Raw genomic sequence first — 26,999 nt, forward strand, 5'->3', positions numbered from 1 at the left:
GTAGACCCAAAACGCATTTTTCTGTAAGCTACAGCTTTAGTGTGTCCACTAAAAGCGCGCAGACTAATTCAGCATAAAAGCGGGGTGACGTGTCCATACGTCATTCCGCTTTTTTGCAACCTGCGATCGCCCTTTCAGGCTTGATTTACGGGAGGTCTTCTTGACTAAGCCAGCCATACTCGCCCTTGCCGATGGCAGCATTTTTCGCGGTGAAGCCATTGGAGCCGACGGTCAGACCGTTGGTGAGGTCGTGTTCAATACTGCAATGACCGGCTACCAGGAAATCCTCACAGACCCTTCCTACGCCCAGCAAATCGTTACCCTGACTTACCCGCACATCGGTAACACCGGCACCACCGCCGAAGACGCCGAATCGAATCGCGTCTGGTCCGCGGGCCTGGTGATTCGCGATCTGCCGCTGCTGGCCAGCAACTGGCGCAACACCCAGTCCCTGCCTGAATACCTGAAAGCCAACAACGTCGTCGCCATTGCCGGTATCGACACCCGTCGCCTGACCCGCATCCTGCGTGAGAAAGGCGCCCAGAACGGCTGCATCCTGGCTGGCGACAACATCAGCGAAGAAGCCGCCATCGCCGCTGCCCGCGCCTTCCCGGGCCTGAAGGGCATGGACCTGGCCAAGGTGGTCTCGACCAAGGAGCGCTACGAGTGGCGCTCCAGCGTCTGGGAGCTGAAGACCGACAGCCACCCGACCATTGACGCCGTCGACCTGCCGTACCACGTCGTCGCCTTCGACTACGGCGTCAAGCTGAACATCCTGCGCATGCTGGTCGCCCGTGGTTGCCGCGTCACCGTGGTGCCCGCCCAGACCCCGGCCAGCGAAGTCCTGGCGCTCAACCCTGATGGCGTGTTCCTGTCCAACGGCCCTGGCGATCCCGAGCCATGCGACTACGCGATCCAGGCGATCAAAGAGATCCTCGAGACCGAGATCCCGGTGTTCGGTATCTGCCTGGGCCACCAGCTGCTGGCCCTGGCCTCCGGCGCCAAGACCGTGAAGATGGGCCACGGCCACCACGGTGCCAACCACCCGGTCCAGGACCTGGACACCGGCGTGGTCATGATCACCAGCCAGAACCACGGTTTCGCCGTCGACGAAGCCACCCTTCCGGGCAATGTCCGCGCCATCCACAAGTCGCTGTTCGACGGTACCCTGCAGGGTATCGAGCGAACCGACAAGAGCGCGTTCAGCTTCCAGGGCCACCCTGAAGCGAGCCCAGGCCCGACCGACGTCGCGCCACTGTTCGATCGTTTCACCGATGCCATGGCCAAGCGCCGCTGAGCATCCTGCTTCAAGGCCCCGGGCCGGCTTGCGCCGCGCCCGGAAGCGCCTGACCCAGATTGTTCAAAGCGGCTTGCCGACTGACCCCGGATTTGAGTGACAACCATGCCAAAACGTACAGACATCAAAAGCATCCTGATTCTCGGCGCTGGCCCGATCGTGATCGGCCAGGCCTGCGAATTCGACTACTCCGGCGCCCAGGCCTGCAAAGCCCTGCGCGAGGAAGGTTTTCGCGTCATCCTGGTGAACTCCAACCCGGCCACCATCATGACCGACCCGGCCATGGCCGACGCCACCTACATCGAGCCGATCAAATGGCAGTCGGTGGCCAAGATCATCGAGAAAGAGCGCCCGGACGCAGTGCTGCCGACCATGGGTGGCCAGACCGCGCTGAACTGTGCCCTGGACCTGGAGCGTCACGGCGTCCTGGAAAAGTTCGGCGTCGAGATGATCGGTGCCAACGCCGACACCATCGACAAGGCCGAAGACCGTTCGCGCTTCGACAGGGCGATGAAGGACATCGGCCTGGAGTGCCCGCGCTCCGGTATCGCCCACAGCATGGAAGAGGCCAATGCGGTTCTCGAGAAGCTCGGCTTCCCATGCATCATCCGTCCGTCGTTCACCATGGGCGGCACTGGCGGTGGCATCGCCTACAACCGTGAAGAGTTCGAAGAAATCTGCACCCGTGGTCTGGACCTGTCGCCGACCAAGGAACTGCTGATCGACGAATCGCTGATCGGCTGGAAGGAATACGAGATGGAGGTGGTCCGCGACAAGAAGGACAACTGCATCATCGTCTGCTCGATCGAGAACTTCGACCCGATGGGCGTGCACACCGGCGACTCGATCACCGTTGCCCCGGCACAGACCCTGACCGACAAGGAATACCAGATCATGCGCAACGCCTCGCTGGCGGTGCTGCGTGAAATCGGTGTCGAGACCGGTGGTTCCAACGTGCAGTTCGGTATCTGCCCGAATACCGGCCGCATGGTCGTGATCGAGATGAACCCGCGCGTTTCGCGTTCCTCGGCCCTGGCATCGAAGGCTACCGGTTTCCCGATCGCCAAGATCGCTGCCAAGCTGGCCATCGGTTACACCCTCGACGAGCTGCAGAACGACATCACCGGCGGCCGTACCCCGGCGTCCTTCGAGCCGTCGATCGACTACGTCGTCACCAAGCTGCCGCGCTTCGCCTTCGAGAAATTCCCGAAAGCCGACGCCCGCCTGACCACCCAGATGAAATCCGTGGGTGAAGTCATGGCCATCGGCCGCACCTTCCAGGAGTCCCTGCAGAAAGCCCTGCGCGGCCTGGAGGTCGGCGCCTGCGGCCTCGACCCGAAAGTTGACCTGGCCAGCCCTGAGGCTGCCGGCATCCTCAAGCGCGAGCTGACCGTGCCAGGCGCCGAGCGCATCTGGTACGTCGCCGACGCCATGCGTTCGGGCATGACCATCGAGGAAATCTTTGCCCTGACCGGCATCGACCTGTGGTTCCTGGTGCAGATGGAAGACCTGATCAAGGAAGAAGAGAAGGTCAAGACCCTGGCCCTGTCGTCGATCGACAAGGACTACATGCTGCGCCTCAAGCGTAAGGGCTTCTCGGACCAGCGCCTGGCCAAGCTGCTCGGCATCACCGACAAGAACCTGCGCCGTCACCGCCACAAGCTGGAAGTGTTCCCGGTATACAAGCGCGTCGACACCTGCGCCGCCGAGTTCGCCACCGACACCGCCTACCTGTACTCGACCTACGAGGAAGAGTGCGAGGCCAACCCGTCGACCCGCGACAAGATCATGATCCTGGGTGGCGGCCCGAACCGTATCGGCCAAGGCATCGAGTTCGACTACTGCTGCGTGCACGCCGCACTGGCGCTGCGTGAAGACGGTTACGAGACCATCATGGTCAACTGCAACCCGGAAACCGTCTCCACCGACTACGACACCTCCGACCGTCTGTACTTCGAGCCGCTGACCCTGGAGGACGTGCTGGAAGTCTGCCGCGTCGAGAAGCCGAAGGGCGTGATCGTCCACTACGGCGGCCAGACTCCGCTGAAACTGGCCCGTGCCCTGGAAGAAGCCGGCGTGCCGATCATCGGTACCAGCCCGGACGCCATCGACCGCGCCGAAGACCGTGAGCGCTTCCAGCAGATGGTCCAGCGCCTGAACCTGCTGCAGCCGCCAAACGCTACCGTTCGCAGCGAAGACGAAGCCATCGCTGCCGCTGGCAAGATCGGCTACCCGCTGGTGGTTCGTCCGTCCTACGTGCTGGGCGGCCGCGCCATGGAGATCGTCTACGAGCTGGACGAGCTCAAGCGCTACCTGCGCGAAGCGGTCCAGGTGTCCAACGACAGCCCGGTGCTGCTCGACCACTTCCTCAACTGCGCCATCGAAATGGACGTGGATGCGGTCTGCGACGGCACCGACGTGGTGATTGGCGCGATCATGCAGCACATCGAGCAGGCCGGTGTTCACTCCGGTGACTCGGCGTGCTCGCTGCCACCTTACTCGCTGAGCAAGGAAGTGCAGGACGAAGTCCGCGTCCAGGTCAAGAAAATGGCCCTGGAACTGGGCGTGGTCGGCCTGATGAACGTGCAGCTGGCCCTGCAGGGCGACAAGATCTACGTGATCGAGGTCAACCCGCGCGCCTCGCGTACCGTGCCGTTCGTCTCCAAGTGCATCGGCACCTCCCTGGCGATGATCGCGGCCCGTGTCATGGCCGGTAAAACCCTGAAAGAGCTGGGCTTCACCGAGGAAATCATCCCGAACTTCTACAGCGTCAAGGAAGCCGTCTTCCCGTTCGCCAAGTTCCCGGGGGTTGACCCGATCCTCGGCCCTGAGATGAAATCGACTGGTGAAGTCATGGGTGTCGGCGACAGCTTCGGCGAAGCCTTCGCCAAGGCCCAGATGGGTGCCAGCGAAGTGCTGCCGACCGGCGGTACCGCGTTCATCAGCGTGCGTGACGACGACAAGCCGCAGGTGGCTGGCGTCGCCCGCGACCTGATCGCCCTGGGCTTCGAAGTGGTCGCCACTGTCGGCACCGCCAAGGTGATCGAGGCGGCCGGCCTGAAAGTGCGTCGCGTGAACAAGGTGACCGAAGGTCGTCCGCACGTGGTCGACATGATCAAGAACGACGAAGTGTCGCTGATCATCAACACCACCGAAGGCCGCCAGTCGATCGCCGACTCCTACTCGATTCGTCGCAATGCGTTGCAGCACAAGATCTACTGCACCACCACCATTGCGGCCGGTGAAGCCATCTGCGAGGCGCTGAAATTCGGTCCGGAAAAGACCGTTCGTCGCCTGCAGGATCTGCATGCAGGACTTAAAGCATGAGCATTACCAAGTACCCGATGACCGTCCAGGGCGCTCGCGCCCTGGAGGAAGAGCATCTGTTCCTGAGCAAGACCGAGCGTCCGCGCCTGAGCCAGGCGATCGGCGAGGCTCGCGAGCTGGGCGACCTCAAGGAAAACGCCGAGTACCACGCCGCCCGCGAGGAGCAGGGCATGGTCGAGGCGCGTATCCGCGATATCGAAGGCCGTCTGCAGAACTCGGTGGTGATCGACGTCACCACCATCGCCCACACCGGCAAGGTGATCTTCGGTACCACCGTGGTGCTGGCGAACACCGAGACCGATGAAGAGGTGACCTACCAGATCGTCGGCGAGGACGAAGCCGACGTGAAGCAGGGCAAGCTCTCCAGCGGTGCGCCGATCGCCCGTGCCATCATCGGCAAGGAAGAAGGTGATACTGTCGTCGTCAAGACGCCAAGCGGCACGGTCGAGTACGAGATTGTCGAAGTCAAGCACATCTGACCGGCGCTTGCGGGCGCCATCCCTCGAGGGGATCCTCTGGCAGCTGGCCCAGGTGTTCTGGGTCGGCGGCCTGTGGGTGTTCCACGTGGGGCTGGTGCCTGCGCTCAAGGTCAGCGGCCTGGCGCCGTTGCTGGTGCACGACGTGGCTGCGCAGATCGACCGCTGGTTGATTGGTGTGGCCATGCTCGGGTTGTTGACCCAGTTGGCGGTGCTGGCGAGGGTGGATGGCCTGGCGGCCTGGTGGCGGCAATTCCGCGGTCAGATGCTGCTGCTCGGCTTCGGCGCCTGCGTCAGCTACTACACGCTGCGCTACGGGATTTCCGTGGGCGAGCGTTGGCAGATGTTCTGCTTCCTGGTGCTGGGCTTCTCCGGCATCGTGCTGGTGGCCCAGCCGGTCCCGGTCAGGGCACGGCGGTAGCCGAAGTGTGACGCGGCCTTTGTAGGAGCGGCCTTGTGCCGCGAAAGGGCCGCAAAGCGGCCCCAGTATTATCTGCAACGAAGCTGATACCTGGGGCCGCTTCGCAGCCCTTTCGCGGCACAAGGCCGCTCCTACATGGGTATTGCGCTGTCCTGGGCGTTACTTGTAACGGTGAATGTTGGACAGCTGCTTGTTCGGCTGTGGGTTCTTGCGGTAGATCAGCGCTTTCTTGCCGATGGTCTGCACCAGTTCGGCGCGGCCGGCCTTGCACAGTGCGGCGATGGTCTCGGCGCGTTCCTCGCGATCTTCCGAGCGAATCTCGACCTTGATCAGCTCGTGATCGACCAGGGCGCGTTCCAGTTCGGCGATCACGCCTTCATTCAAACCGTTGCCAGCAACGATCAGGACCGGCTTCAGGTCATGACCAATGGACTTGTATTGCTTCTTCTGCTCGTTATTGAGCGGCATAATCTGACCCTTTTCGTCTGATTCTGTAAAATTGACGGGCATTTTACCCGAGGGCCCCTGGCTCCGCCCAGTCAAACACGACGCATATCATCGAGGTGCCCCGTGGTACAACGTTCCAAAAGCAGCGCAAACTGGCTGCGAGAGCATTTCAACGATCCTTTTGTGAAACAGGCGCAGAAGGATGGCTACCGCTCGCGTGCGAGCTACAAACTGCTGGAGATCCAGGAAAAAGACCGCCTGATCCGCCCCGGCATGAGCGTGATCGACCTCGGCGCAGCACCCGGTGGCTGGTCGCAGGTGACCAGTCGTCTGATTGGTGGCCAAGGGCGGTTGATCGCCTCGGACATCCTGGAAATGGACTCGATCCCGGACGTTACCTTCATCCAGGGCGACTTTACCCAGGACGAAGTGCTGCAGCAGATCCTGCAGGCGGTCGGTGATTCGCATGTAGACCTTGTGATTTCCGATATGGCCCCCAATATGAGTGGTACGCCCGCGGTGGACATGCCGCGCGCCATGTTCCTCTGCGAACTGGCCCTGGATCTGGCGACCCGCGTGCTCAAGCCCGGCGGGGATTTCCTGATCAAGATTTTCCAGGGCGAAGGCTTCGACATGTACCTCAAGGACGTGCGCAGCAAGTTCGACAAGGTGCAGATGCGCAAGCCGTCGTCCTCGCGGGATCGCTCCCGCGAACAGTACCTGCTGGGCAAGGGTTTCAAGGGCGCATGAAAGGCGTATTGCGGGGTTGCCGATAGTTATTTCCAATCGGCGGCTCCGTCTGGATCGTCCGAACTTCGTGTAGTCTAGCTTTCACAAAGGGTTACAGACGGTGCCTGCGGATGCGTGGGTAATGTAGTAAGTTAGGGCGATGAATATCATGCGAGGCACGGCTGCGTCGTGCGCCGGCCTCAGAGGGTAGCGAATTGAACGACATGGCAAAGAATCTGATCCTCTGGTTGATCATCGCCGCCGTCCTGGTGACGGTGATGAACAACTTCTCGAGCCCTAACGAGCCGCAGACCCTCAACTATTCCGACTTCATCCAGCAGGTCAAGGATGGCAAGGTCGAGCGCGTGACCGTCGACGGCTACATCATTACCGGCAAGCGCACTGACGGCGACAACTTCAAGACCGTCCGCCCAGCCATCACGGATAACGGCCTGATCGGCGACCTGGTGGACAACCACGTCACCGTCGAAGGCAAGCAGCCTGAGCAGCAGAGCATCTGGACCCAGTTGCTGGTGGCGAGCTTCCCGATCCTGGTGATCATCGCCGTGTTCATGTTCTTCATGCGCCAGATGCAGGGCGGTGCCGGTGGTAAAGGCGGCCCGATGAGCTTCGGCAAGAGCAAGGCGCGCCTGTTGTCCGAAGACCAGGTGAAAACCACCCTGGCTGACGTCGCGGGTTGCGACGAGGCCAAGGAAGAGGTTGGCGAGCTGGTCGAGTTCCTGCGCGACCCGGGCAAGTTCCAGCGCCTGGGCGGCCGCATCCCTCGCGGCGTGCTGATGGTCGGTCCGCCCGGTACTGGTAAGACCCTGCTGGCCAAGGCCATTGCCGGTGAGGCCAAGGTACCGTTCTTCACCATTTCCGGTTCCGACTTCGTCGAGATGTTCGTCGGCGTGGGTGCCAGCCGTGTTCGCGACATGTTCGAGCAGGCCAAGAAGCACGCGCCGTGCATCATCTTCATTGACGAGATCGACGCCGTCGGTCGCCACCGTGGCGCCGGCATGGGCGGCGGTCACGACGAGCGCGAACAGACCCTGAACCAGTTGCTGGTCGAGATGGACGGCTTCGAAATGAACGATGGCATCATCGTCATCGCCGCGACCAACCGTCCCGACGTGCTCGACCCGGCGCTGCTGCGTCCCGGTCGCTTCGACCGCCAGGTGGTGGTCGGCCTGCCGGACATCCGCGGTCGCGAACAGATCCTCAAGGTGCACATGCGCAAGGTGCCGATCGGCGAGAACGTCAACGCGGCGGTCATCGCCCGTGGTACGCCAGGCTTCTCCGGTGCCGACCTGGCCAACCTGGTCAACGAGGCGTCGTTGTTCGCCGCGCGGTCCAGCAAGCGCGTGGTCGAAATGAAGGAATTCGAACTGGCCAAAGACAAGATCATGATGGGCGCCGAGCGCAAGACCATGGTCATGTCCGAGAAAGAGAAGCAGAACACCGCGTACCACGAGGCGGGCCACGCCATCGTCGGTCGCGTCGTTCCCGAGCACGACCCGGTCTACAAGGTGTCGATCATTCCCCGTGGCCGTGCCCTGGGCGTGACCATGTTCCTGCCGGAAGAGGATCGCTACAGCCTGTCCAAGCGCGCGCTGATCAGCCAGATCTGCTCGCTGTACGGTGGCCGTATCGCCGAAGAGATGACCCTGGGCTTCGACGGTGTCACCACCGGGGCCTCCAACGACATCATGCGCGCCAGCCAGATCGCCCGGAACATGGTCACCAAGTGGGGCCTGTCCGAGAAACTCGGCCCGCTGATGTACGCCGAAGAAGAGGGCGAGGTGTTCCTCGGTCGCAGCGCGGGGAGCCAGCATGCCAGCGTCTCGGGCGAGACTGCCAAGATGATCGACTCCGAGGTGCGCAGCATCATCGATCAGTGCTACGCCACGGCCAAGCAGATCCTCACCGACAACCGTGACAAGCTCGACGCCATGGCCGAGGCCTTGATGAAGTACGAAACCATCGATGCCGACCAGATCGACGACATCATGGCAGGTCGTACCCCGCGCGAGCCGCGTGACTGGGACAATGATTCCGGTACCTCCGGCAACCAGGCTTCCCAGGATGATCGTCCGGAGTCGCCGATCGGCGGTCCAGCGGCTCAACACTAAGGGTATCTATGAGCTTGACGCAGTACCCGACCCGGTTGCCTTGCGGCAACCGGGTTCTTGATTTGTCCCGTACCCATGTCATGGGTATCCTCAACGTCACCCCAGACTCGTTCTCCGATGGTGGGCGCTTCAGCCAGCGCGATGTGGCCTTGCGCCATGCCGAGGAGATGGTAGCGGCCGGTGCGACCCTGATCGACGTAGGTGGCGAGTCCACCCGTCCGGGGGCGCGTGCGGTATCGCCCATCGAGGAGCTGGAGCGTGTAGCGCCGATCGTCGAAGCGATCAGCAGTCGGCTCGATGTGATCATCTCGGTCGACACCTCCACGCCTTCGGTCATGCGCGAGACGGCCCGCCTTGGTGCGGGGCTGATCAACGATGTGCGCGCCCTGGAGCGCGATGGCGCCCTCGATGCGGCGGCCGATACCGGCCTGCCGGTGTGCCTGATGCACATGCGTGGCGAGCCGGGCACCATGCAGGACAATCCGCAGTACGAGGATGTGACAGCCGATGTAACGCGCTATCTTGAACAGCGTATGGCCGCCTGCGCGGCGGCCGGCATCGGGGCTGAGCGCATCATCCTCGACCCAGGGTTCGGCTTTGCCAAGACCCTTGAGCATAACCTCAGCCTTTTCAAACACATGGAAGCGCTCTATCGCCTGGGGCGGCCACTCTTGGTGGGTGTCTCGCGCAAGAGCATGATCGGCCTCGCGCTGGACCGTCCGGTCGGCGAGCGGCTCTACGGCAGTCTGGCCCTGGCCGCCCTGGCCATGACCAAGGGCGCGAGTATTCTGCGGGTACACGATGTCGCCGAAACCGTCGATGTCGTGCGCATGATCGCCGCGGTCCAGAACGCCGAATAAGAACATTGGAGTCACTATGAGCAGAAAATACTTTGGTACCGATGGTATCCGTGGTCGCGTAGGCCAATTCCCGATCACCCCGGACTTCATGCTGAAACTCGGCTGGGCCGCCGGCATGGCCTTCCGCAAGCAGGGCACCTGCCGCGTATTGGTGGGCAAGGACACGCGGATCTCCGGCTACATGTTCGAATCCGCGCTCGAGGCAGGCCTGTCCGCGGCCGGTGCCGACGTGATGCTGCTCGGCCCGATGCCGACGCCGGCCATCGCCTACCTGACCCGCACCTTCCATGCCGAGGCCGGTATCGTCATCAGCGCCTCGCACAACCCCCATGACGACAATGGCATCAAGTTCTTCTCCGGTGCTGGCACCAAGCTGCCGGACGAAGTCGAGCTGATGATCGAGGAGCTGCTCGACCAGCCGATGAATGTCGTCGAGTCCAGCAAGCTGGGCAAGGTCTCGCGCATCAATGACGCGGCGGGGCGCTACATCGAGTTCTGCAAGAGCAGCGTGCCCAGCAGCACCAGCTTCGAAGGCCTGAAGATCGTCGTGGACTGCGCCCATGGCGCCACCTACAAGGTCGCGCCGAGCGTGTTCCGTGAGTTGGGTGCCGATGTCACCGTGCTGCACGCCGCCCCGGATGGTCTGAACATTAACGAGGGTTGCGGTTCGACCCATATCGAATCGCTGCAGGCGGCGGTCCTGGTCGGCCATGCGGATCTCGGCATCGCCTTCGACGGCGACGGCGACCGCGTGCTGATGGTCGATCACACCGGTGCCATCGTCGACGGTGACGAACTGCTGTTCATCATCGGTCGCGACATGCAGGAGCGTGGCAAGCTGCAGGGCGGCGTGGTCGGTACCTTGATGAGCAACCTGGGCCTGGAGCTGGCGTTCAAGGAACTGGATATCCCGTTCGTGCGGGCCAAGGTGGGCGATCGCTATGTCATGGCCGAACTGCTTGAGCGCGAATGGCTGCTGGGTGGTGAAAATTCCGGTCATGTCGTTTGTGGCAGTCACACCACCACTGGTGATGCGATCATCGCCGCGCTGCAGGTGCTGATGGCGCTCAAACGCCGTGGCGAAAACCTCGCCCAGGCCCGCCAGGCCGTGCGCAAATGCCCGCAGGTGCTGATCAACGTGCGCTTCGCGGCCGGCAAGAGCGACCCGCTGGAGAACCCCCTGGTCAAGGAAGCCAGCGCCAAGGCCACCGAGGCGATGGCCGGTCGTGGGCGGGTGCTGTTGCGCAAGTCCGGTACCGAGCCGCTGGTGCGGGTGATGGTCGAAGGCGATGATGAAAACCAGGTGCGTGGCCATGCCGAGGCCCTGGCCAAGCTGGTCGAAGAAGTTTGTGCCTGAAAGAGGCTTGCCAGCGCAGATCTGGTTGGGTAAGATCTGCGCCCACTTTGACCGACGAGGTAAAGCATGCGTCGCCCCATGGTAGCTGGTAACTGGAAGATGCACGGTACCCGCGCCAGCGTCGTAGAGCTGACCCAGGGCTTGGGCAAATTGTCCCTGCCGAGCGGAGTGGAAGTCGCGGTGTTTCCACCATCCCTGTTCATCAATCAAGTGATTGATGGCTTGGAAGGTAAGGGAATCAACGTAGGCGCACAGAATTCTGCAGTACAGCCTGAACAAGGCGCTCTGACCGGCGAAGTTGCTCCGAGTCAGTTGGCTGAAGTCGGTTGCAAATATGTCTTGATTGGGCATTCCGAACGTCGCCAGATTATTGGTGAAAAAGACGAAGTGCTGAATCAAAAGTTTGCAGCCGCTCAGAAAAGTGGTTTGACGCCAGTGCTGTGTATAGGGGAAACTCTTGCAGAGCGTGAGGCAGGCGAGACGCTAGAAGTTGTAGGGCGTCAACTAAGCAGTGTTATCGACGTGTTCGGTATCAAGGCTTTCGCCAATGCGGTTATTGCCTATGAGCCTGTTTGGGCCATTGGTACTGGTTTGACGGCCTCGCCACAGCAAGCCCAGGATGTGCATGCAGCCATCCGCAAGCAGTTGGCGGCGAAGGACGCCGAAGTTGCCGAAAAAGTGCAACTTCTCTACGGCGGCAGCGTGAAGGCGGCCAATGCGGCTGAACTGTTCGGCATGCCGGATATCGATGGGGGGCTCATTGGTGGAGCGTCCCTGAACGCAGACGAATTCGGTGCAATTTGTCGCGCCGCAGGAAACTGAACAAATGCTGGAAACAGTCGTAGTTGTTTTTCATCTGTTGGCAGCGTTGGCACTGGTTGTAATGGTGCTGCTGCAACAGGGTAAAGGTGCGGAAGCCGGTGCATCTTTCGGCGCAGGTGCTTCAAATACTGTGTTCGGAAGCCAAGGTTCCGCTACCTTTTTGAGTAAAGTTACTGCTATACTTGCTGCCACTTTCTTTTTGACTGCACTTGGGTTAGGATACTTCGCCAAGCAGCAGGCTCACCAGCTGACTCAAGTTGGTCTGCCAGATCCAGCAGTGCTGGAAGTCAAAGAGCCAAAGCCGGCAGTCAATGATGATGTACCGGTGCTCCAGCAGCAGAAGAGTGAAGCCGCCAATACTGGTGACGTCCCTCCTCCGGCCAAAGAGTAGCAGTAACGGGTTTCAAGTAGTATTGCCGAGGTGGTGGAATTGGTAGACACGCAACCTTGAGGTGGTTGTGCCCATAGGGTGTAGGGGTTCGAGTCCCCTTCTCGGTACCAATTGAAGCATGAAAGCCCGCTTTGAGCGGGCTTTCTTGCAGGTGGAGGTCGGATTGACCCAGCAAAGGGTTCAGTCTTATACTTTCGCCCCAGCTTTGTCGCGGGGTGGAGCAGCTTGGTAGCTCGTCGGGCTCATAACCCGAAGGTCGTTGGTTCAAATCCAGCCCCCGCAACCAGCTTCAGCAGAGCCCCTTTTCAGGGGCTTTTTGCTAGCCGAACAGTTTTGGCGTCGTTGTCCAACGGCGCTTTCAGGGATGGGCGCTTCGCCCATTTTTTATTTGCACAGCATGCACGAGGGGGTTCAGGTGTCGAGCAAGCTAGAACAGTTGCAGGCCTTGTTGGCCCCGGTGGTCGAGGGCCTGGGCTACCAATGCTGGGGGATCGAATACGTCTCCCAAGGCAAGCATTCGGTACTGCGTATCTACATCGACAAGGAAGACGGGATCCTGGTGGACGACTGCGAAGCCGTCAGCCGTCAGGCAAGCGCCATTCTCGATGTGGAAGATCCGATCAGCTCTGAATATACCCTCGAGGTGTCCTCTCCAGGCATGGACCGCCCGCTGTTCACCTTAGAACAGTTTGCTGCGCATGCCGGCGAGCAGGTGAAGATCAAGCTGCGTACGCCCTTCGAGGGCCGTCGTAACTTCCAGGGCCTTCTCCGCGGTGTGGAGGAGCAGGATGTGGTGGTGCAGGTGGACCAGCACGAGTTCCTGTTGCCGATCGACTCGATCGACAAGGCCAATATTATTCCCAGTTTTGACTGAGACGTGCCGGGCCCGGTGAAAGATCCGGGGCCAATGGCTTGCGCAAGGCGAGGCGTACGATGAGCAAAGAAGTACTGCTGGTTGTTGAATCGGTATCCAACGAAAAGGGTGTACCGCCCGGCGTCATTTTCGAAGCGCTGGAAGTGGCCCTGGCCACTGCAACCAAAAAGCGTTTTGAAGACGAAGTCGACCTGCGTGTGGAAATCAACCGCCACACCGGTAGCTACGAGACCTTCCGTCGTTGGACGGTCGTCGAAGAAGCGGATCTGGATGATCCGGCAATCGAGGTCTGGCCAGCAAAGATTCAGGAAAGTCATCCTGAAGCCAAAGTTGGCGACGTGATCGAAGAGAAGATCGAGTCGATCGAATTCGGTCGCATCGCTGCGCAAACCGCCAAGCAAGTCATCGTGCAGAAGGTTCGCGAAGCTGAGCGCGCCCAGGTGGTCGATGCTTACCGCGAGCGCGTGGGCGAGATCATCTCCGGTACCGTTAAAAAAGTTACCCGCGACAACGTCATCGTCGACCTGGGCAACAACGCCGAAGCGCTGCTGGCCCGCGAAGACATCATTCCCCGTGAGACCTTCCGTGTCGGCGTGCGCCTGCGTGCGCTGCTCAAGGAAATCCGCACCGAGAACCGCGGTCCTCAGCTGATCCTGTCGCGCACCGCGCCGCAGATGCTGATCGAGCTGTTCCGCATCGAAGTGCCGGAAATCGCCGAAGGCCTCATCGAAGTCATGGCCGCCTCCCGTGATCCGGGGTCGCGCGCCAAGATCGCCGTCCGCTCCAAGGACAAGCGCATCGACCCGCAAGGCGCCTGTATCGGCATGCGTGGTTCGCGCGTCCAGGCCGTATCCGGCGAGTTGGGTGGCGAGCGTGTGGATATCGTCCTGTGGGACGAGAACCCGGCGCAGTTCGTTATCAACGCCATGTCGCCGGCAGAGGTTGCCGCGATCATCGTTGATGAAGATGCCCATGCGATGGACATCGCCGTGGCCGAGGACAACCTGGCACAGGCCATCGGACGTGGCGGCCAGAACGTCCGCCTGGCCAGCCAGCTGACTGCCTGGACCCTGAACGTGATGACCGAGAAGGACATCCAGGCCAAGCAACAGGCTGAGACAGGCGACATCCTGCGCAACTTCATCGAGGAACTGGAAGTCGACGAGGAGCTGGCACAAGTGCTGGTCGACGAAGGCTTCACCAGCCTTGAAGAAATTGCCTACGTACCGTTGGAAGAAATGCTCAACATCGATGGCTTTGACGAGGACATCGTCAATGAGCTCCGCGCTCGAGCCAAGGACCGTTTGTTGACCAAGGCCATCGCTACCGAAGAAAAACTGGCAGACGCCCATCCGGCTGAAGACCTGCTCTCCCTCGAGGGCATGGACAAGGACCTGGCGGCGGAACTGGCGGTGCGCGGCGTGGTTAACCGCGAAGACCTGGCCGAGCAGTCGATTGACGACCTGCTCGACATCGACGGCATCGACGAAGAGCGTGCCGGCAAGTTGATCATGGCCGCCCGAGCCCACTGGTTCGAGTAATTAGGCGCGGCCTGAGGAGAGAAGTGCATGACGCAAGTCACGGTGAAAGAACTGGCCCAAGAGGTCGAGGCACCGGTAGAGCGCCTGCTGCAGCAGATGCGTGAGGCAGGTCTGCCGCACACCGACGCCGGTCAGGTAGTGACCGACAATGAGAAGCAGACCCTGCTGACTCATTTGAAGAGCAGCCACAAGAGCAAGGCGGAAGAGCCGCGCAAGATCACCTTGCAGCGCAAGACCACCAGCACTCTGCGTGTCGCCGGTAGCAAGAGCATCAGCGTAGAAGTACGCAAGAAGAAAGTATTCGTGCAGCGCAGCCCGGAAGAGATCCAGGCTGAGCAGAAACGCGAGCAGGAAGAGCGCCGCGCCGCCGAAAATGCAGCGCGCGAGAAGGTTGACGCCGAAGTTCGCCAGCGCAACGAGGAGCAGGCACGCCGTCAGGCTGCCGAGGCCCCGGCCGCGGCGCCAGCGCCCAAGGCCGAGCCTGCCCCGGCTGCTGCCCCGGTAGTGGCCAACGCGCCGGTGTCCGAAGACGCCGCCGCCCGTGCCGCCGAGCGCAAGAAAGACGAGACCCGTCGCAACGAAAGCCGTACCCGTGATGATGATCGTCGCGGTGGTGGCCCGGCTGCGGCCGGTCGTGGCGAAGCGCCGCGCATGTCGGTCAAGGTCAAGGTCAAGGAGAAGGAAAAGGCTCCGACTCCGCGCGCCGCACCTCGCACCACCGACGAAGAAAGCGATGGCTTCCGTCGTGGCCGCGGTGGCAAGGGCAAGGGCAAGAAGCGCAATGCGCACGGCTTCCAGAGCCCGACTGGTCCGGTCATTCGTGACGTGACCATCGGCGAGACCATCACCGTCTCGGAACTGGCGCAACAGATGTCGGTCAAGGCCGCTGAAGTCGTCAAGTTCATGTTCAAGCTGGGCACCCCGGTCACCATCAACCAGGTGCTCGACCAGGAAACCGCTCAGCTGGTTGCCGAAGAGCTGGGCCACAAGGTCACCCTGGTCAGCGACACTGCCCTGGAAGACTCCCTGGCCGAATCGCTGAAGTTCGAAGGTGAGACCACCTCGCGTGCTCCGGTCGTGACCGTCATGGGCCACGTCGACCACGGCAAGACCTCGCTGCTCGACTACATCCGTCGTGCCAAGGTGGCCGCTGGCGAAGCCGGTGGTATCACCCAGCACATCGGTGCCTACCACGTCGAAACCGACCGCGGCATGGTCACCTTCCTCGACACCCCCGGCCACGCTGCGTTTACCCAGATGCGTGCCCGTGGTGCCAAGGCGACCGACATCGTCATCCTGGTGGTGGCGGCGGACGACGGTGTGATGCCACAGACCCGCGAAGCCGTTCAGCACGCGAAAGCTGCTGGCGTTCCGCTGGTTGTCGCGGTGAACAAGATCGACAAGCCGGGTGCCGACCTCGATCGCATCCGTAACGAGCTGTCGGTCGAAGGCGTGACCTCCGAGGACTGGGGTGGTGACACGCCGTTCGTCAAGGTTTCGGCGAAGATGGGTACCGGCGTCGACGAACTGCTCGAAGCTGTCCTGCTGCAGGCCGAGATCCTCGAACTCAAGGCCACTCCGACCGCTCCTGGTCGCGGTGTCGTGGTCGAGTCGCGTTTGGACAAGGGTCGCGGCCCGGTGGCCACCATCCTGGTTCAGGACGGTACCCTGCGTCAGGGCGACATGGTCCTGGTCGGCTCGAACTATGGCCGCGTACGTGCCATGCTCGACGAGAACGGCAAGCCTGTGAAGGAAGCCGGCCCGTCGATCCCGGTCGAGATCCTTGGCCTGGACGGCACGCCCGACGCTGGCGAAGAGATGTCGGTGGTTGCCGACGAGAAGAAAGCGCGTGAAGTTGCGCTGTTCCGTCAAGGCAAGTTCCGCGAGGTCAAGCTGGCCCGTGCGCACGCCGGCAAGCTGGAAAACATCTTCGAGACCATGGGTCAGGAAGAGAAGAAGACCCTCAACATCGTCCTCAAGACCGATGTGCGTGGTTCCCTCGAAGCGCTGCAGGGTTCGCTCGGCAGCCTGGGCAACGACGAAGTTCAGGTACGCGTCATTGGTGGCGGCGTCGGTGGTATCACCGAGAGCGACGCCAACCTGGCACTGGCCTCGAACGCGGTGCTGTTCGGCTTCAACGTGCGTGCCGATGCCGGCGCGCGCAAGATCGTCGAGCAGGAAGGTCTGGATATGCGTTACTACAACGTGATCTACGACATCATCGAAGACGTCAAGAAGGCCCTGACCGGCATGCTCGGCAGCGATGTTCGCGAGAACATCCTGGGTGTGGCCGAAGTGCGCGACGTGTTCCGTTCGCCGAAGTTCGGCGCCATCGCTGGCTGTATGGTCATCGAGGGTACCGTGTACCGCAACCGTCCGATCCGCGTACTGCGCGATGACGTGGTGATCTTCGAAGGCGAGCTGGAATCGCTGCGTCGCTTCAAGGACGATGCCTCCGAAGTGCGTAACGGCATGGAGTGTGGTATTGGCGTCAAGAGCTACAACGACGTCAAGGTCGGCGACAAGATCGAAGTCTTCGAGAAAGTCCAGGTGGCTCGTACCCTGTAAGGGGCGAGCGTGGCGCAGGCCCCGTCGTAAGGCGGCTGGCGGCGCCTCACAAGGTAGCGCCCGGTCAGGCTTCAGCCTGACCGGGCGTTTGCCGCTTTACGTTACAGGTAGCAAGAATGGCAAAAGAATACAGCCGTACCCAACGTATCGGCGATCAGATGCAGCGTGAGCTGGCAGAGCTGATCCGCCGTGAAGTCAAAGACCCGCGTGTCGGCCTGGTGACCATCACCGCCGTGGACGTCAGCCGCGACCTGGGCCATGCCAAGGTTTTCATCACCGTCATGGGCGAAGAAACGCCCGACGCCGTGAAGCAGTCGCTCAAGGCGCTGAACAGTGCCGCCAGCTTCCTGCGCCTGCACTTGGGTCGCTCGATGCAGCTGCGCAGCGTGCCGCAGTTGCACTTCCACTTCGATGAGAGCGTCAGCCGTGGTGTCCACCTGTCGGCACTGATCGAACGTGCGGTGGCCGAAGACCGCCTGCACAAGGATGCCGACGAGCTGGACGCCAAGGAGTAAGCGGTGGCCCAGGTCAAACGTATTCGCCGCAACGTCAGCGGCATCATCCTGCTCGACAAGCCGCTGGGGTTCACCTCCAACGCCGCGCTGCAGAAGGTTCGCTGGTTGCTCAACGCGGAAAAGGCCGGCCACACCGGCAGCCTCGACCCGCTGGCCACCGGCGTGCTGCCGCTGTGCTTCGGCGAGGCGACCAAGTTCTCGCAGTACCTGCTCGATTCCGACAAGGGCTACGAGACGGTCATGCAGATGGGGCAGACTACCAGCACCGCAGATGCCGAAGGCGAAGTCCTGCAGACCCGCGAAGTGACCGTTGGTCGCGCCGACATCGAGGCCGTGATCCCGCGTTTCAAGGGTGGAATCCTCCAGGTGCCGCCGATGTACTCGGCCCTCAAGCGTGATGGCCAGCCGCTGTACAAGCTGGCTCGTGCAGGAGAGGTAGTGGAGCGCGAGGCGCGTTCTGTTACTATTAGCCGCTTGGAGTTGCTCGAGTGCGAAGGCACCCGTGCGCGCCTTTCGGTTGGATGCAGCAAAGGCACCTATATCCGCACCCTGGTGGAGGATATCGGTGAGGCGCTGGGCTGTGGTGCCTACGTCGCCGAACTGCGTCGTACCCAGGCGGGCCCCTTCGAGCTGGCACAGACCGTGACGCTCGAGGAACTCGAACAAGCCCACGCCGAAGGCGGCAACGAAGCGCTCGATCGCTTCCTGATGCCTTCTGACAGCGGGCTGCAGGACTGGCCACTGGTGCTGCTGTCCGAGCACAGCGCGTTCTACTGGCTGCATGGTCAGGCAGTACGTGCGCCGGACGCGCCGCAGTTCGGCATGGTCCGGGTACAGGATCACAATGGTCGCTTCATCGGTATCGGTGAAGTGAGCGAAGACGGGCGCGTTGCGCCGCGTCGACTGATTCGGTCGGAATGACCGGAACCACGGGTAGAGGCTTATGCTGAAACCGGTGGATACGAGGTTGGCTGTTATTAGGCACGGTCACACCTCTTCTTTTTAATACGGGGACTTGTCCCTGGCCTATTGGACCCCGCTCGCGGGATCCGTTTATCAGGAGAAGCCAAATGGCCCTCAGCGTCGAAGAAAAAGCTCAAATTGTTGCCGATTACCAGCAAGCCGCCGGCGATACCGGTAGCCCGGAAGTGCAGGTTGCTCTGCTGACCTTCAACATCAACAAGCTGCAAGGCCACTTCAAGGCCAACGATAAAGACCACCACTCCCGTCGTGGTCTGATCCGTATGGTCAACCAGCGTCGTAAGCTGCTGGATTACCTGAAGGGCAAAGACACCACTCGTTACAGCGCCCTGATCGGTCGCCTGGGCCTGCGTCGCTAATAGCGGTCTGGCCAGTGGTGTTGCATGGCGTGTCGCATGCATCGGCAGGGTTGCCCGGCAACCCTGGCGTTGGACACGCCACGCGATCAGCGAGGTTGGCAGCCTGGTCCGTCGTGCGGTTTATCCGCCCGGCGCCAGGCTCCCAGCCTCGTGTTGTATCTGGACGGTCAATGGGGCCGATTCCCCGTTCTGCCCAAGAATTCGCAAGAACCAGTTCCCCCAAGAGCCACTGAAGAAGGTAGGAAACCGTGAACCCGGTAATCAAGAAATTCCAGTTCGGTCAATCGACCGTAACCCTCGAAACGGGCCGCATCGCCCGTCAGGCCACCGGCGCCGTGCTGGTCACCGTCGACAACGATGTCACCGTGCTGGTGACCGTGGTTGGCGCCAAGCAGGCTGATCCGGGCAAGGGCTTCTTCCCGCTGTCCGTGCACTACCAGGAAAAGACCTACGCCGCCGGCAAGATCCCAGGCGGTTTCTTCAAGCGTGAAGGCCGTCCTTCCGAGAAGGAAACCCTGACCTCGCGCCTGATCGACCGTCCGATCCGCCCGCTGTTCCCTGAAGGCTTCATGAACGAAGTCCAGGTCGTCTGCACCGTGGTTTCCACCAGCAAGAAGACCGATCCGGACATCGCCGCGATGATCGGTACCTCGGCTGCCCTGGCTATCTCCGGCATTCCGTTCGAAGGCCCGATCGGCGCCGCCCGCGTGGCCTTCCATGAAAGCACCGGCTACCTGCTGAACCCGACCTACGAGCAACTGGCTGCCTCGAGCCTGGACATGGTCGTTGCCGGTACCTCCGATGCGGTACTGATGGTTGAGTCGGAAGCCAAAGAGCTGACCGAAGACCAGATGCTGGGTGCCGTACTGTTCGCCCACGACGAATTCCAGGCTGTCATCCAGGCTGTCAAAGAGCTGGCTGCCGAAGCGGCCAAGCCGACCTGGGACTGGAAACCTGCTGCGGCCAACACCGAGCTGTTCAACGCCATCCGTGCCGAGTTCGGCGAAGCCGTTTCCCAGGGCTACACCATCACCGTCAAGGCTGACCGTTACGCCCGCCTGGGCGAGCTGCGCGATCAGGCGATCGCCAAGTTCTCCGGTGAAGAAGGCCAGCCTTCGGCTGGTGAAGTCAAAGACATCTTCGGCGAAATCGAATACCGCACCGTTCGCGAAAACATCGTCAACGGCAAGCCGCGTATCGACGGTCGCGACACCAAGACCGTGCGTCCGCTGAACATCGAAGTCGGCGTTCTGCCGAAGACCCATGGTTCGGCGCTGTTCACCCGCGGCGAAACCCAGGCCCTGGTCGTCGCGACCCTGGGTACTGCCCGTGACGCCCAGCTGCTGGACACCCTCGAAGGCGAGAAGAAAGACCCCTTCATGCTGCACTACAACTTCCCGCCGTTCTCGGTGGGCGAGTGTGGTCGCATGGGCGGTGCCGGCCGTCGCGAAATCGGCCACGGCCGTCTGGCCCGTCGTTCGGTCCAGGCCATGCTGCCGGCCGCCGACGTGTTCCCGTACACCATCCGCGTGGTGTCGGAAATCACCGAGTCCAACGGTTCCAGCTCCATGGCTTCGGTCTGCGGCGCCTCGCTGGCCCTGATGGATGCCGGCGTGCCGATGAAAGCTCCGGTTGCCGGTATCGCCATGGGTCTGGTCAAGGAAGGTGACAAGTTTGCCGTCCTGACCGACATCCTCGGTGACGAAGACCACCTGGGCGACATGGACTTCAAGGTAGCCGGTACCGCCAAGGGCGTCACCGCGCTGCAGATGGACATCAAGATCAACGGCATCACCGAAGAGATCATGGAGATCGCCCTGGGCCAGGCCCTGGAAGCGCGCCTGAACATCCTCGGCCAGATGAACCAGATCATCGGCGAGTCGCGTACCGAGCTGTCGGCCAACGCCCCGACCATGATCGCGATGAAGATCGACACCGACAAGATCCGTGACGTCATCGGCAAGGGTGGCGCCACCATCCGCGCCATCTGCGAAGAGACCAAGGCTTCGATCGATATCGAAGACGACGGCTCGATCAAGATCTTCGGCGAGACCAAGGAAGCCGCGGACGCTGCCAAGCAGCGCATCCTGGGCATCACCGCCGAGGCCGAGATCGGCAAGATCTACGTCGGCAAGGTCGAGCGCATCGTCGACTTCGGCGCCTTCGTCAACATCCTGCCGGGCAAGGACGGCCTGGTGCACATCTCCATGCTGAGCGATGCTCGCGTCGAGAAGGTCACCGACGTGCTGAAGGAAGGCCAGGAAGTCGAAGTGCTGGTACTGGACGTGGACAACCGCGGCCGTATCAAGCTGTCGATCAAGGACGTCGCCGCTGCCAAGGCATCGGGCGTCTAAGCCTCACCAGGCTGACAGGAAGGACCCTTCGGGGTCCTTTTTTTATGCCTGTGGCTTTGTCTTGTGGACTTGCATCTTGCATGCAGGATTTTGCCCGGGCTTGCAAATTGCACGATCATCGATGTCGGTCAGAATTGATAAGCTATTGATTTATAAGAATTAATATTTATGAGGAAAGCTGGCACACGCCCTGCAACATCACTTCTACCTGACGCCAGGAACTACGGCGCAGACCTTTCGAAAAACAGGAGTGACCCACATGAAGAAGTTCGCCATTGCTGCCGCTACTGCCACCGCTCTGACCCTGACCATGGCTAACGCGGCGTTCGCTGCCCAGTCCACCCAGGCCCCGATGACGCTGGCGGCCGGTGAGGTGACCAAAGCCAAGGAAGCTACTTCCGACACCTGGATCACCACCAAGGTGAAGGCTGACCTGATGACCGAGAAAGGCGTGCCAGGCAGTGACATCAAGGTCGAAACCAACAAAGGCGTAGTGTCCCTGTCCTCGGACGTGGCCATTACCGACGCGCAGAAGGATATGGCAGTCGCCATCGCCAAGAAGATCAAGGGCGTCCAGGCCGTCTCGGCTGATGGCCTGAAGTCCGAGTAAGGAATGTCCCGTCGGCCAAAAGGATTTGGCCACCCCTTCAAGCACAAGCCCCGGCATCTGCCGGGGCTTTTGCTTACGCTTCCCTGTAGGAGCGGCCTTGTGCCGCGAAAGGGGCGCACAGCGGCCCCAGGTTCTGAGCCACCATCGAATTGCCGGGGCTGCTGTGCAGCCCTTTCGCGGCACAAGGCCGCTCCTACACAAGGCGTTATAGCGCCGGATTACGTGCGATCACATCGCTCTCGAAGCACACCTGTTCCACGATCAAAGGCTCCACCAAAGGCCTGCTGTCCCGGAAATGCGCCGTCTGGGTATGGGCCTCATATGCAGCGTCGTCCTGGTAGATCTCGTACAGGTAGATCACATCCGGACTCTCCCGATCCTGGGCCACATCGAACACCAGGCAGCCCGGCTCGGTGGCCACCGAAGCGGCGGCATTGGCCTTGATCGCTGTCAGGAAAGCTTCGGCAGTACCGGGTTTCACACGTGTCTTGATAAACAGGCAGTACACAGGAAGCTCCTTTTGTTTTAAATTCTGTTTTGAATTGTATACAAAAAAGGAGCCTTGCTCATGTCCGAACTACCTGCCCGCCCAGGTCGCCTGAATGGCCTGCGTCATATTGCCTTGCTGGTCCCCAACCTGGAGGAATGCGAGCGCTTCTACGTGGATGTGCTGGGCATGGAGGTGCTGAACCGCGCCAACGAAGACCTGGTCTACCTCACCTGCGGTAACGATAACCTGTCGCTGGGACGTGGCGCCGGAGCGGCCAACGGGCTGCAGACCCTGGATCACTATGGATTCATCGTCGACAGCGTGGAGGAACTCGAAGCCTGGTATCAGTACTTCAAGGCCCACGGCGTGACGCTGCTGGATCGCCCCTTCAATCATGGCGATGGTGCCCGCAGCTTCCATTTGCTGGACCCTGCGGGGAACAAGGTGCAGCCGTTGTATCACCCGGCGGTGTCGGGGCAGCGGCTGGTCTGATGGGATTGATCGCCTGTGCTGCCCTCATCGCCGGCAAGCCGGTGATGAGGGCGACTCGGTAGTGGAGGGTTACTCGGCATCCAGATGCATCGGTGTCACCACTCGGCCATCGCTCTCTGCCTGGCCGAGATTGGTGTCGATAAAGTACACCCGGTCATCTTCCAGCTGGCCCTTGTCCACCAGGTAGTCCTTGATGCTGCTGGCGCGTTCCTGGCCGAGGGTGCGCAGCAATGCGGTGCTTTCCGCCCAGGACTTGATTACCGCCTCGCGCAGCTTGGCGCTGCGTTCGTCACGGCCCAGCTTCTCCCACTCGGCCGGTGGCTGCTGCTTGAGACGGGTACGGTAGATGCCTTCGAGCATCGCCGGCTTGTCGCTATCGTCCACCACCAGCAACGAGGCGTTGGCCGGTACCTTGTCGCCGCGGCGCTGGAGGATCTTGTACCAGGTGGCCTGGTACTCGCGCTCCAGGCGCTGCTGGGCAATCAGCGGGCCGTCACTGCTCTGGGCGGCGGTGCCCTCGATCTCCAGGCGCAGCTCGGGGCGCTCTTTCAGGGCCGAAGCGAGCTTGTCCAGGGACGCCTGCACTTCAGGGGTAAGGTCGCTGGAGCCCGCCGCGAAAGAAACGTTGCCCAAATCTTCCGAACCGCCGCCGGCGACCAGCCCGCCGAGCAGCTTGAACGGCGCCTGGGCCGCGCGCAGCACCAGGTTGCGCAGGGTCTGCCAGACGATCGGCATCACGCTGAACTGCGGGTTGTTGAGGTCGCCCGATACCGGCAACTCGATGGAGATCCTGCCTTCGGTGTCCTTGAGCAGGGCGACGGCCAGGCGGATCGGTAGGTCCACGGCGTCCGGGCTGTCGACCTTCTCGCCCAGTTGCAGCTGTTCGATCACCACCTTGTTCTCGGCCTTGAGCTGGCCGTTGGTGATCAGGTAGTGCAGGTCGAGGTTCAGCCGGCCCTTGCGGATGCGCATGCCCGCGAACTTGCCGGAGTAGGGGGTGAGCGTGGTCAGCTCGACACGCTTGAAGCTGGTGGCGATGTCCAGGCTGGCCAGCGGGCTGAACGGGTTGAGCGCACCTTTGATGGTGACCGGTGCGTAGCGGTCCACCTTGCCCTTGATATCCACCTTGGCCGGCAACGGCTTGCGGTTGTCGATGGTGCCGATCTGGCCGTTGAGCTGCTGCACGGCAGTGGCGAAGTTGGGGGTCAGGGTCAGGTCCGCGAAGTTGGCCGAACCATCGTTGATACTGATCTGGCCGATACGGATGCCCAGTTCCTTGCCGCCGCTGGACGCGGCCGGCTTGCTTGGCGCCGCGGCAGGCTTGTCCGCGGGTTGCGGGATCAGCAGGTCGTCGACGTTGGTGGTGCGGTCTTCGTTGATGATGAAGCGCGCATAGGGTTGCAGCAGGGTAACCTTGTCGATCGACAGGGCATCACCGTGCACATAGGACAGGCCGTCGACGTTGACCTGCTGCCATTTGACGAAATCGCGGTTCTTGATGGTGTCCAGGGTGTGCAGCTGGTTGGCCTGGGCCTTGCCGGTGATGCTGAAGGCCAGTGGCTCGGTGCTCTTGAGGTCGACCTTGAGGTCGCTGGAGAGCATGCCGCTGCGCAGTTCCAGGCGGATGAACGGGCTGATGTAGGCCTGGGCGACGCGCAGGTCGATGTCGCGGGTGGCGACGTCGAGTTTCGCGCTGACTGGCGCCAGGTTGACCTGACCTGCGGCCTGCAACTTGCCTTGCTTGCCCACGCCGGTGTCGAGCTTGAGGGTGAAGGGCGACTGGTTGAGGCTGTCGAAGTTCTGCAGGTCGAGGTTGAGTGGGCCGACATCCAGGGCCACGGGCTCTTTCTGGCTACGGTCAGCCAGGTGAATGAGGTAGTTGCGCGCCTGCACGTCCTTGAGCAGCACCTGCCAGGGTTTGCTCGGCTCCTTGGCGGCCTGTTGTTCCGGAGTCGGTTCGGCGGCTGCGGGTTCTGCCTTTTCCTTGGGCGTGGGCTTGGCCGGCTGGCTGGCGAACAGCTTCTGCCAATCGAGCTGGCCGTCCTTCTCCAGGGCCGCCCAGGTCTCCAGCTTCTCACTGCGGATCTTGCCGACGGTGACCAGCTGTTTGGCCAGGTCGATGGAGGTCTCGCTCACCTCCAGGCTGGCCAGGCGGGCCAGCGGGCGCCCGTCCGGGGCCTTGATGGCGAAGGGCGCGACCCGCACCGAGGTGTTGTCGAGCAGCAGCTCGGTTTCCTTGGCGAGGTTGAGCTTGTAGTGGGTGTCGAGGCTGACCATGCCGTCTTCCAGCACCAGCGGCACGGCGTCGCGCACATAAGGCCAGAACAGCTTCATCTTGCCGTCGGTGACCTTGAGGGTGCCTTCGGAGGCGATCGGCGACAGGCTCAGGGTGCCGCTCCAGTCGATGCGCCCACCAGCCGGGCCGTTGGCCACCAGGGTCATGTCGGCGTTGTCGTCGGGCAGGGTACTGAGGTTCTTCAGCTCCAGGTTCATCGAGTCGTAAAGGAACTCGATTGGCTCGCTCGGGCGCAGGTCCTGGAAATGCAGGTAGCCTTCGCTGAGCTTGATGCTGGCGATGCGCAGCGGGAACGGGTCGCTTGGCGGCTCCTCCGGCTTGGGCTCGCTGGGCGGGATCTTGAACAACTGGGCCAGGTTGAGGCTGCCGTCCTTGGCGAACAGCAGCTCGGTGCGCGGCTTGTCCAGCTCCACGGCGTCCAGGCGCAGGGCCTTGGTCCACAGGCTGTCGAGGGACAGGTTGGCATACAGGCGCTCGAAGCCGACCTGCTCCTTGCCGGGCTCGCCAATCTGCAGGCCCCAGAGGGTCAGTTCAAGGCTGAACGGGTTGAGCTCGATGCGCTGCAGGTGCGCCGGCACCGTGGCGTATTGCGCCAGTTGCTGGTTGGCGATGCGCAGGGCGACACCGGGGAGAATGAAAAAGCCGAGCAGGCCGTACAGGGCCACGAGGGCCAGCAGTGCGCCGATAGCGCGGGTCAATCCTTTGGGCATGTGTCGCATCGTCTGTATCAGGCTGGAGTGCTTGGAGTATGGCACGTTAAATCGGTTCCGATGAACGGAGCAAAATACCTCATTCGATGCCCATGCGCCGCCGTGCGCGGTGCGCCGAACCGTCGCGCATGGCCCAGCGCAGCACCGGGGCGGTGTTGTTAAGGCCCAGGCGGATCATGCGCCGCTCGAACGCGCCCTGGTGCACGCCGAGCATTTCGCTGGCCCATTCGGGCAGCAGGTCGATGCCGGCGTTGAGCATCAGCTTGCCCACCGGCTCGGCCATCCGGCTGGGCGCCGGGGCCTTGAGCAGGATGTCCATCACCTCCAGGCTGCGCGCGTCGCACTGCAGTTGCGGGCGCATGCGCCGCAGGTACTCGTCGACCTCGGCGCAGGAGCGTGGCACGTCACGTGCGCCGAGGCGCTCGGCGATCAGCGCGATCTCGTCGTAGTAGGCGTCCTGCTCGGCGCGTGGCAGGCGAGGATTGCGATAACGCAGGTGGGCGGCGAGGAAGCTGCTGACTTCGGCCACATGCACCCAGGTCAGCAGGTCGGGGTCGCTCGCCGCATAGGGACGGCCATCGGGCGCGGTGCCGGTCACCTTGAGGTGGATGGTGCGAACCTTGTCGATCAGCCACTCGGCGTCGCGGGTCGAGCCGAAGGTGGTGCCGGAGATGAACTGGCTGGTACGGCGCAGGCGTCCGAGCAGATCCTGGCGGAAGTTCGAATGGTCCCACACCCCGGCCAGTGCCAGCGGGTGCAGCAGTTGCAGCATCAACGCGCTGATCCCGCCCACCAACATGCTGGGGAAGTCGCCATGTACCTGCCAGCTGATGCTCTTTGGGCCGAACAGGCCGGGATCACCCTTGGGCGATTCCAGGTCGAGCTGGCCGAGGGCCAGCCCGGTGAGGCTCATGACCTGGGTTTCGATGCGACGACGTAGGACTTCCATG

At 62.0% G+C, this 26,999-nt stretch carries 23 protein-coding genes and 2 tRNA genes; 21 read left to right on the forward strand and 4 right to left on the reverse strand.

Annotated features, from left to right (window positions below):
- Nucleotides 1–160: 160 nt before the first annotated feature.
- The 4 genes from carA (at nt 161) to AC0MAZ_RS06955 (ending at nt 5,521) form a co-directional block, all read left to right on the forward strand.
- Nucleotides 161–1,297, forward strand: coding sequence for a glutamine-hydrolyzing carbamoyl-phosphate synthase small subunit (gene carA, locus AC0MAZ_RS06940; RefSeq protein WP_234560868.1), 1,137 nt, complete (start codon nt 161–163; stop codon nt 1,295–1,297).
- Between the two features lie 105 nt (nt 1,298–1,402).
- Nucleotides 1,403–4,624, forward strand: a complete 3,222-nt coding sequence (carB, locus tag AC0MAZ_RS06945) for a carbamoyl-phosphate synthase large subunit (RefSeq protein WP_203648094.1) — start codon at nt 1,403–1,405, stop codon at nt 4,622–4,624.
- Entirely contained in the window at nt 4,621–5,103 is a 483-nt protein-coding gene (gene greA, locus AC0MAZ_RS06950) for a transcription elongation factor GreA (protein WP_011532131.1), read from the forward strand. Before carB ends, greA begins: the two co-directional genes overlap by 4 nt.
- Entirely contained in the window at nt 5,081–5,521 is a 441-nt protein-coding gene (locus AC0MAZ_RS06955; RefSeq protein ID WP_011532132.1) for a hypothetical protein, read from the forward strand. Before greA ends, AC0MAZ_RS06955 begins: the two co-directional genes overlap by 23 nt.
- Nucleotides 5,522–5,680: 159 nt before the next feature.
- Here AC0MAZ_RS06955 and yhbY read toward each other — a convergent pair whose 3' ends face one another.
- The gene (yhbY, locus tag AC0MAZ_RS06960; protein ID WP_050706991.1) at nt 5,681–5,989 is read right to left on the reverse strand and encodes a ribosome assembly RNA-binding protein YhbY; all 309 of its coding nucleotides are present in this window, start codon (nt 5,987–5,989) and stop codon (nt 5,681–5,683) included.
- A gap of 102 nt (nt 5,990–6,091) precedes the next feature.
- On the opposite strand from yhbY, the gene rlmE reads away from it, so the two are divergent.
- From rlmE to AC0MAZ_RS07040, 16 genes are all read left to right on the forward strand, one after another.
- Nucleotides 6,092–6,718, forward strand: a complete 627-nt coding sequence (gene rlmE, locus AC0MAZ_RS06965) for a 23S rRNA (uridine(2552)-2'-O)-methyltransferase RlmE (RefSeq protein ID WP_011532133.1) — start codon at nt 6,092–6,094, stop codon at nt 6,716–6,718.
- A 203-nt stretch (nt 6,719–6,921) separates the two neighbouring features.
- Entirely contained in the window at nt 6,922–8,829 is a 1,908-nt protein-coding gene (ftsH, locus tag AC0MAZ_RS06970; RefSeq protein WP_203648093.1) for an ATP-dependent zinc metalloprotease FtsH, read from the forward strand.
- An 8-nt stretch (nt 8,830–8,837) separates the two neighbouring features.
- The gene (gene folP, locus AC0MAZ_RS06975) at nt 8,838–9,689 is read left to right on the forward strand and encodes a dihydropteroate synthase (protein WP_203648092.1); all 852 of its coding nucleotides are present in this window, start codon (nt 8,838–8,840) and stop codon (nt 9,687–9,689) included.
- Nucleotides 9,690–9,705: 16 nt separating this feature from the next.
- Nucleotides 9,706–11,046, forward strand: a complete 1,341-nt coding sequence (gene glmM, locus AC0MAZ_RS06980; protein WP_475860761.1) for a phosphoglucosamine mutase — start codon at nt 9,706–9,708, stop codon at nt 11,044–11,046.
- A 66-nt stretch (nt 11,047–11,112) separates the two neighbouring features.
- On the forward strand, nt 11,113–11,868 hold the full coding sequence (tpiA, locus tag AC0MAZ_RS06985; RefSeq protein ID WP_475860762.1) for a triose-phosphate isomerase: 756 nt from the start codon (nt 11,113–11,115) through the stop codon (nt 11,866–11,868).
- A gap of 4 nt (nt 11,869–11,872) precedes the next feature.
- Nucleotides 11,873–12,259, forward strand: a complete 387-nt coding sequence (secG, locus tag AC0MAZ_RS06990; RefSeq protein WP_475860763.1) for a preprotein translocase subunit SecG — start codon at nt 11,873–11,875, stop codon at nt 12,257–12,259.
- A gap of 24 nt (nt 12,260–12,283) precedes the next feature.
- Nucleotides 12,284–12,369, forward strand: a tRNA-Leu gene (locus AC0MAZ_RS06995).
- A gap of 99 nt (nt 12,370–12,468) precedes the next feature.
- Nucleotides 12,469–12,545 (forward strand) — tRNA-Met (locus AC0MAZ_RS07000).
- Between the two features lie 129 nt (nt 12,546–12,674).
- A complete protein-coding gene (gene rimP / locus AC0MAZ_RS07005; RefSeq protein ID WP_036986186.1) occupies nt 12,675–13,133 on the forward strand; it encodes a ribosome maturation factor RimP in 459 nt (152 codons plus the stop codon).
- Nucleotides 13,134–13,192: 59 nt separating this feature from the next.
- On the forward strand, nt 13,193–14,674 hold the full coding sequence (gene nusA, locus AC0MAZ_RS07010; protein ID WP_050706987.1) for a transcription termination factor NusA: 1,482 nt from the start codon (nt 13,193–13,195) through the stop codon (nt 14,672–14,674).
- A gap of 27 nt (nt 14,675–14,701) precedes the next feature.
- On the forward strand, nt 14,702–17,242 hold the full coding sequence (gene infB, locus AC0MAZ_RS07015) for a translation initiation factor IF-2 (protein ID WP_110735084.1): 2,541 nt from the start codon (nt 14,702–14,704) through the stop codon (nt 17,240–17,242).
- 116 nt (nt 17,243–17,358) lie between these two features.
- Nucleotides 17,359–17,757, forward strand: a complete 399-nt coding sequence (rbfA, locus tag AC0MAZ_RS07020) for a 30S ribosome-binding factor RbfA (RefSeq protein WP_028691251.1) — start codon at nt 17,359–17,361, stop codon at nt 17,755–17,757.
- Nucleotides 17,758–17,760: 3 nt separating this feature from the next.
- A complete protein-coding gene (truB, locus tag AC0MAZ_RS07025; RefSeq protein ID WP_203648088.1) occupies nt 17,761–18,678 on the forward strand; it encodes a tRNA pseudouridine(55) synthase TruB in 918 nt (305 codons plus the stop codon).
- 149 nt (nt 18,679–18,827) lie between these two features.
- On the forward strand, nt 18,828–19,097 hold the full coding sequence (rpsO, locus tag AC0MAZ_RS07030) for a 30S ribosomal protein S15 (protein ID WP_203648087.1): 270 nt from the start codon (nt 18,828–18,830) through the stop codon (nt 19,095–19,097).
- Nucleotides 19,098–19,345: 248 nt separating this feature from the next.
- The gene (gene pnp, locus AC0MAZ_RS07035; RefSeq protein ID WP_203648086.1) at nt 19,346–21,451 is read left to right on the forward strand and encodes a polyribonucleotide nucleotidyltransferase; all 2,106 of its coding nucleotides are present in this window, start codon (nt 19,346–19,348) and stop codon (nt 21,449–21,451) included.
- 259 nt (nt 21,452–21,710) lie between these two features.
- The gene (locus AC0MAZ_RS07040) at nt 21,711–22,061 is read left to right on the forward strand and encodes a BON domain-containing protein (RefSeq protein WP_050706982.1); all 351 of its coding nucleotides are present in this window, start codon (nt 21,711–21,713) and stop codon (nt 22,059–22,061) included.
- A 205-nt stretch (nt 22,062–22,266) separates the two neighbouring features.
- Here the strand turns inward: AC0MAZ_RS07040 and AC0MAZ_RS07045 are convergent, their stop codons facing one another.
- The gene (locus tag AC0MAZ_RS07045; RefSeq protein WP_203648085.1) at nt 22,267–22,569 is read right to left on the reverse strand and encodes a heme-binding protein; all 303 of its coding nucleotides are present in this window, start codon (nt 22,567–22,569) and stop codon (nt 22,267–22,269) included.
- A 60-nt stretch (nt 22,570–22,629) separates the two neighbouring features.
- On the opposite strand from AC0MAZ_RS07045, the gene AC0MAZ_RS07050 reads away from it, so the two are divergent.
- Nucleotides 22,630–23,043 carry a VOC family protein gene (locus AC0MAZ_RS07050; RefSeq protein ID WP_010955354.1) on the forward strand — a complete coding sequence of 138 codons (414 nt, stop codon included), beginning with the start codon at nt 22,630–22,632 and terminating at the stop codon, nt 23,041–23,043.
- 69 nt (nt 23,044–23,112) lie between these two features.
- Here the strand turns inward: AC0MAZ_RS07050 and AC0MAZ_RS07055 are convergent, their stop codons facing one another.
- Together AC0MAZ_RS07055 and AC0MAZ_RS07060 are read right to left on the reverse strand one after the other, a co-directional pair.
- Nucleotides 23,113–26,049: a DUF748 domain-containing protein gene (locus AC0MAZ_RS07055; RefSeq protein ID WP_475860764.1), complete on the reverse strand. Its 2,937-nt coding sequence runs from the start codon at nt 26,047–26,049 to the stop codon at nt 23,113–23,115.
- 79 nt (nt 26,050–26,128) lie between these two features.
- Nucleotides 26,129–26,998 carry an oxygenase MpaB family protein gene (locus tag AC0MAZ_RS07060; protein WP_254464334.1) on the reverse strand — a complete coding sequence of 290 codons (870 nt, stop codon included), beginning with the start codon at nt 26,996–26,998 and terminating at the stop codon, nt 26,129–26,131.
- Nucleotide 26,999: the final 1 nt, after the last annotated feature.

This window comes from Pseudomonas sp. A, assembly GCF_056270345.1.

Excerpts from the sequence above, each read along its gene's own strand:
- tpiA (WP_475860762.1), top strand. The coding sequence starts at position 11,113 with ATGCGTCGCCCCATGGTAGCTGGTAACTGGAAGATGCACGGTACCCGC.
- yhbY (WP_050706991.1), bottom strand. The coding sequence starts at position 5,989 with ATGCCGCTCAATAACGAGCAGAAGAAGCAATACAAGTCCATTGGTCAT.
- greA (WP_011532131.1), top strand. The coding sequence starts at position 4,621 with ATGAGCATTACCAAGTACCCGATGACCGTCCAGGGCGCTCGCGCCCTG.
- rbfA (WP_028691251.1), top strand. The coding sequence starts at position 17,359 with ATGGCAAAAGAATACAGCCGTACCCAACGTATCGGCGATCAGATGCAG.
- AC0MAZ_RS07060 (WP_254464334.1), bottom strand. The coding sequence starts at position 26,998 with ATGGAAGTCCTACGTCGTCGCATCGAAACCCAGGTCATGAGCCTCACC.
- glmM (WP_475860761.1), top strand. The coding sequence starts at position 9,706 with ATGAGCAGAAAATACTTTGGTACCGATGGTATCCGTGGTCGCGTAGGC.
- AC0MAZ_RS07050 (WP_010955354.1), top strand. The coding sequence starts at position 22,630 with ATGTCCGAACTACCTGCCCGCCCAGGTCGCCTGAATGGCCTGCGTCAT.
- AC0MAZ_RS07055 (WP_475860764.1), bottom strand. The coding sequence starts at position 26,049 with ATGCCCAAAGGATTGACCCGCGCTATCGGCGCACTGCTGGCCCTCGTG.
- AC0MAZ_RS07040 (WP_050706982.1), top strand. The coding sequence starts at position 21,711 with ATGAAGAAGTTCGCCATTGCTGCCGCTACTGCCACCGCTCTGACCCTG.
- folP (WP_203648092.1), top strand. The coding sequence starts at position 8,838 with ATGAGCTTGACGCAGTACCCGACCCGGTTGCCTTGCGGCAACCGGGTT.
- carB (WP_203648094.1), top strand. The coding sequence starts at position 1,403 with ATGCCAAAACGTACAGACATCAAAAGCATCCTGATTCTCGGCGCTGGC.
- secG (WP_475860763.1), top strand. The coding sequence starts at position 11,873 with ATGCTGGAAACAGTCGTAGTTGTTTTTCATCTGTTGGCAGCGTTGGCA.
- ftsH (WP_203648093.1), top strand. The coding sequence starts at position 6,922 with ATGGCAAAGAATCTGATCCTCTGGTTGATCATCGCCGCCGTCCTGGTG.
- nusA (WP_050706987.1), top strand. The coding sequence starts at position 13,193 with ATGAGCAAAGAAGTACTGCTGGTTGTTGAATCGGTATCCAACGAAAAG.
- rpsO (WP_203648087.1), top strand. The coding sequence starts at position 18,828 with ATGGCCCTCAGCGTCGAAGAAAAAGCTCAAATTGTTGCCGATTACCAG.
- infB (WP_110735084.1), top strand. The coding sequence starts at position 14,702 with ATGACGCAAGTCACGGTGAAAGAACTGGCCCAAGAGGTCGAGGCACCG.